1 protein-coding gene is annotated in these 1,667 nt (G+C 67.5%); it reads right to left on the reverse strand.

Translation table 11 applies throughout. From position 1 onward, the window contains the following. Positions 1-133: 133 nt before the first annotated feature. Positions 134-1,667, reverse strand: a 1,534-nt coding sequence (locus tag J5X75_RS43710; protein ID WP_208473633.1) for an IS1182 family transposase, incomplete at its 5' end; no start/stop codon positions are given.

A 1,667-nucleotide genomic window follows, 5' to 3' on the forward strand; every position in this document is an offset into this window, starting at 1 on the left:
CTAGGTGACTGGTGTTAAACGCGGGTTGATCAGAGTTCTGATCAACCCGCGTTGGTCTTTTGTGGGCTGTTGCAGGTGAGGGACGGAGGCTGTCGGCGATTGGATAGCGCGTGGTGGAGGCGTTTTCGGTCGGTCAGGTGAGGGCCCATCCTCGGGGTTGGTGGGTGAGTCCGAGGGTGGCGAGCCGGGCGAGGTTGGTGGCGGCTGCCAGGAGTTTGAAGTCGGCGGCCACGCGTTGCAGACCGCGCATGCGGGCACGGCGTCCGCCGTGGCGGCGGCGCATCAGGTGGGCGATCTTGCGTTCGATTTTGGGTCGGGTGGCCCGGTAGTCGGCTTTCCAGCCGGGGTCGGCCTGTCGGGTGCGGGCGGTGACCAGGTGGGTTTCCCAGTGGCTGATGGTGATGTGTCGGCCGGTCTCAGAGGTGGTGCACTGGGCGCGGAGTGGGCAGTCGGTGCAGGTGGTGCCGAAGTCGGCCTTGCCCGCGTGCCGGGCGTGGCCGGTGATCGGGCGGATCGTGATGGTGACCTGGTTCGGGCAGGTCACCGTGCCGGTGTCGAGGTCGATGGTGAATTCGTCCTTGGTGAACCTGCCGCCGGGTGCGACCGCGGTTTGGACCTTGGTTTTGATGTCGATCCCGGCGTCGTGCAGCAGTTGCAGGACTTCGCCGGCGCCGTAAGCGGAGTCGCCGTAGACCGCTGGGCCGGCGGCCGGTGTGGTGCCGGGGCTGTCTGCGGGTGGTTCGGTGAGGTCGCTGATCAGATTCGCAGCGGGTTCTGCGTCGCCGGTGTTGCCCGGAGTGACCTGGGTGTCGGTGATGATCTCGCTGTCCGGGTCGAGGGCGAGATGGCCTTTGTAGCCGTCGAAGCCACGGTGCTGAGTTTTGTGGCCGTGCCGGGCCTGCGGGTCGACGGTGGAGATCACCCGGTCGGCGGCGACTTTCCGGGCGATCCGCAGTATCCCGTCGTCGCCTGTCTCCAGGTCTTGACCGAGCACGGTGGCCAGCAGTCTCATCGCCTGTGTGACGGGTTCAGGCAGGTCCTCACGCCCGTCGAGGGCGGCGAGGAGGGCGTAGCCGTCACGGGCCCGGGAGTCGATCAACGCTTCGCGGGCGGTCTTTTCGTCCCAGTCCAGGACTGGTTTGGCGGTGCTGGTGTAGTCGTCACCGCTGGTCAAAACCGTTCGCAGGCTGGTGGCAAGGTCGGCGTCGGCGGCAGTGAGCAGGCCGCGGACCGTGGAGCGGATCAGGGTGACCGTGTCCATGGTGGCGACCGCGTCGTACAGGGGTGTGGAGTCCAGGACCCGGCGGTGGCCCAGCAGCCCGGCCTCACGGGCCGCAGCAAGCGCGACCTCGAAGATCCGGTCCGGGCGGTCGGAACGGCGCAGTCGTTCGCGCATGTCGACCAGCACCGTGTGGGCGAACCCGGCCCGGCCGGTGCCGTCAAAGCCACCGGCCCCGGCCGCGTACCGCCAGCGGACATCGAAGGTGAACCGGTCGACGGCCTCGCGGTCCGACAGTCCTTCCAGGCGTTGCAGGACCATCACCGTCGCGACCAATGACGGCGGCACGGACCGGCGTCCTACCAGCGCGAACAGGTCGCTGAACAAATCATCGGGGAACAGTCTGTCCCGGTGCTGATCGAGGAACACATAGATCGAGTTCGGGGGG

This window comes from Actinoplanes flavus, assembly GCF_017592555.1.
In the GTDB taxonomy this organism is placed as follows: domain Bacteria; phylum Actinomycetota; class Actinomycetes; order Mycobacteriales; family Micromonosporaceae; genus Actinoplanes; species Actinoplanes flavus.